This window comes from Corallococcus exercitus, from assembly GCF_003611585.1.
Classification (GTDB): Bacteria; Myxococcota; Myxococcia; order Myxococcales; family Myxococcaceae; genus Corallococcus; species Corallococcus exercitus.
Genome location: NZ_RAVW01000653.1, coordinates 1 through 3,420, shown reverse-complemented (window position 1 = coordinate 3,420; position 3,420 = coordinate 1). Strand labels below are relative to the sequence as shown.

Here is a 3,420-nt window from a genome sequence, read left to right as displayed (position 1 = left end):
CCCGCGGCCTCCACCCACACTGCCGCCTGAAGCGCGCAAGGACCCAGACACCATGCCCAACGTCGGTCAGGAACTGCTGAACGTCCCCATGGGGGACATGATTCGTGAGATGGCGACCGCCATCGCCGAGGCGCAGCTCGAACTCGACAAGAGCGGGATGCTCGTCGCGGAGATGATGAGCGGCGAGGCGCTGCTGCGGGACGCCGACGGGAACATCCAGCTGGACGGCTCCGGCAAGCCCATCCGCGTGGACACCAAGGTGTCCTTCGCGGGCACGCCCTCGTCCATGATGGAGCTGGGCTTCGCGCCGAACTTCTACCAGTTCGTGGACACCATCATCGAGGTGAAGATCGCCATCAAGATGACGGAGAGCGTGGAGAGCAAGGTGGCGACGCAGACCACCCGCCAGACGGCCGGCGGGCTGCGCCTCTTCAAGCGCGGCGGCGCGCCCCAGGCCGTGGTGACGACGGTGGATGCCAGCTACACGCGCAAGTACGACTACAGCGTGGAGGGCTCCAGCCTGCTGCGCACCAAGCTGGTGCCCGTGCCTCCGCCGGCCCTCTTCGAGGAGCGGGTGCGCGCGCTCATCGCGGCCAGGGCCGGCACCGTCACCCCTACGAAGTAGCTCCGGAAAGCGCGCACCATGCCCACCCACTCCATTGGTCAGGATCTGCTCAACGTCCCCTTCGGGGAGATGGTCCGCAACCTGGGCAACGCCATCGCGGATGCCCAGTACGCCCTGGACAGCTCTTCGCTGAAGATCGCCCAGCTCATGGCGGGCTACCGCATCGACGACAGCGGCAACGCCGTGCGGGACGGGGCCGGCTTCGTGAAGCTGGGGACCACCGAGTACCCGCTGCTGCTGCTCGGCTTCACGCCCACGTTCTACCAGTTCGTGGAGACCATCATCGAAGTGAAGATGGAGATCTCCATGCACGAGTCGACCGACGACTCGACCCAGACGCGGGACCGCAAGGTGGACCGCGACAAGGGCATCCTCACCACGCTGGTGAAGGGCCACAAGAGCCACGTCACCACCGTCACGGCCAAGCACTCGCAGAAGTACAGTTACTCCGCCGAGGGCTCGAGCCTCATCCGCACCAAGCTGGTGCCCATCCCTCCGCCCGCGGCGCTCCAGCAGATCTGCGCGGAGATCGCCAAGGGCCTCAAGGGCACCGCGGAAGGCGACGCCGTCAGCGGGAAGATCGACACCGCCGTGGGCAACGTCACCTGACGGAATAAGGGGCGCCGCGCATGTCACACGTCCGTTGGGAAGACCTGCTGGAGGAGGACGCCGCCGAGGCCGCCGGTGACGCGGGCGCGTCCGCTCCGGTTCCGGGCGCGGGGGCATCCGCCGCGGCGTCCGTGCCCTCCCTGGAGCAGGTGGCCGCCAGCGATCCGGCGTTGGCGGAGCTGCTGAAGGAGCGCCAGCAGCTCGAAGACACGATGAAGGCGCTGAGCGGCGTGCAGGAGGCGCCTGTCGACGAGCGGCTGGCGAAGCAGTTCCCCGTCGTCCAGCACACGCCGGAGTCGCGCATCGCGGAGCGCAAGCAGCATGAGCGGGACACCGCGCGGCGGCTGCTGGAGCAGAAGCTGTACGCCCGGCGCCGGACGGAGACGGAGGAGGCCGAGCGGGTGGAGCAACTGCGCCGCGAGCGCCTGGAGACGGGGAAGGCGGGACGGCGCAAGGCGCAGCGGCAGCAGACGCTGCGCCAGCAGTGGGCGAACAAGGCACGCGAGCGCGCAAAGCTCGCCACGCGACTGGCGGAGCGCGTCCTGGAGGCTCCGGGCAGGGGCCGCATGACGCTGGGTGAGCTGGGCTCCGCGACGAGGGACGCGGCCCGGCGGCTGTCGGACGCGGCGGCGGAGGCGCGCTCGGCGGCGCGCAAGCCGATGTCGCTGGTGAAGGGCCAGGCGCTGCCCTCCCTGGGAAACCTGGGACGGCGCGGCGGGCTCCAGGTTGGGAAGGTGGAGAAGGGGGTGTCGGTGGCGCGCGAGCCGTGGAGCATGAACCCCCGCTCGCTGGACACCGAGACCCTGATGATGCGCGGGCTGGCGATGGCCGGCATGGACATGGAGTCCATGGAGCAGCGGATGGACATGGAGATGGAGCGCGTCGGCATGGGCATGGACGACATGGACGCGCGCGACACGGCACGTGACGCGCAGCGGGCTCGCGGGCGCCAGGGAGCGCGGAATGAGTGACACGACACAACAGGCGCAGGAGCTGTTCGGCACCCTGGACGAGTACCTGCTGGAGCTGGCCGACGGCCTGGCGAAGGCCCAGGAGGAGCTGGGGGGCCTCTCCGCGGCCGGCGCGCCCGGCCGCCAGTTCACCTACTACGTGCCGAAGCTGGAGTTCGAGCTGCGGATGGACCTGCGGGTGGAGACGTCCAGCACCACCTCCGGAGCGCCGGTCAACGCGAAGATCCTGAAGATGCGGCCCGTGCGGCTGGCGGACGTGGCCTCGTCGCAGACGCAGACGGAGATCGTCAGCGTGATTCGCGGCAGCTTCGTCGCGGTGCCGGCCAACGAGGGCCTCCCTCCGGTGGTGCTCGACGCCCGCTGCGTCATCGGCGCCGGGGGCGTGCCGGGCGTGGTGGTGCGCGTGCGCAACGCGGCGGGAGAAGCCCTGCCGGGCGTGGAGGTGGAGTTCAACCTGGACCGGCGGACGACGCAGGCGCTGTCCGGCGTGGCGCCGCTGGCGGGCACGGACGTGGTGCTCGCGGTGGTGAGGACGGACGCGGCGGGTGAGGCGCGCACGACGCTGCGCCTGGCGGCCGGCGAGCGGGCCCGCTTCCTGGCGATCACGGTGGACGCGGCGTCGCGGACGCTGGCGCTGTCCTGCGAGGTGAGCCCGTGAAGGTCCGGGCCGTGTTCCTCAAGTCCACGGGGGGCCCCGCCGCCGGCATGAAGGTCGCGTGGTGGGTCCCGGCGAAGGCGGGGACGTTCGAGCCGCGCGACACCGGGGTGACCAACGCGGAGGGCGTGCTGGAGCTGGAGGTCAGCAGCGCCACCTTCGGCTCCCACCTGCGGCTGGACTCCGCCGGGGTGGCCACCTTCCCGGTGAAGATGAGCAGCACCCTCATCGACTACGGGACGCTGGTGCTGCTGGAGCCCGAGCGCGAGGGCATCCGCGCCGTGTCCGCCGGGGCGGTGCGGGCTGCCGCGGCGGAGCCCACCAAGGAGACGGCCACGCCGCTCGTGCTCTCCGATCGACTGAAGACGGCGGGGCAGCAGATCGAATCGGTGCGCGAGTCGCTGACGACGGTGCGGCTGAGCACCGTCCGCGTGCGGTGGACCGAGACGACGCCCGAGGGGGTGACGGAGGCGGAGGCGCAGTTCGTCGAGCAGTCTCCCGCCGCGCCCGCGACGGGCGACGCGCCTGCCCGCGAGGTGCCGGACTTCCGGGGGCTGACG

Annotated in this window: 5 protein-coding genes; all 5 read left to right on the top strand. The window is 71.0% G+C overall.

Annotated features, from left to right (window positions below; all coding sequences use genetic code 11):
- On the top strand, positions 1 to 625 hold a 625-nt coding region (locus D7W79_RS40335), incomplete at its 5' end, for a hypothetical protein (RefSeq protein WP_208729972.1).
- An 18-nt stretch (positions 626 to 643) separates the two neighbouring features.
- Complete coding sequence (locus D7W79_RS40330) at positions 644 to 1,234, top strand: hypothetical protein (RefSeq protein WP_208729971.1); 591 nt, start codon at positions 644 to 646, stop codon at positions 1,232 to 1,234.
- Between the two features lie 20 nt (positions 1,235 to 1,254).
- Positions 1,255 to 2,205, top strand: a complete 951-nt coding sequence (locus D7W79_RS44105) for a hypothetical protein (protein ID WP_158617173.1) — start codon at positions 1,255 to 1,257, stop codon at positions 2,203 to 2,205.
- The gene (locus D7W79_RS40325; RefSeq protein ID WP_147442310.1) at positions 2,198 to 2,863 is read left to right on the top strand and encodes a hypothetical protein; all 666 of its coding nucleotides are present in this window, start codon (positions 2,198 to 2,200) and stop codon (positions 2,861 to 2,863) included. Before D7W79_RS44105 ends, D7W79_RS40325 begins: the two co-directional genes overlap by 8 nt.
- The coding region (locus D7W79_RS40320) for a hypothetical protein (protein ID WP_147442309.1) at positions 2,860 to 3,420 on the top strand (561 nt) is incomplete at its 3' end. The genes D7W79_RS40325 and D7W79_RS40320, both read left to right, overlap by 4 nt.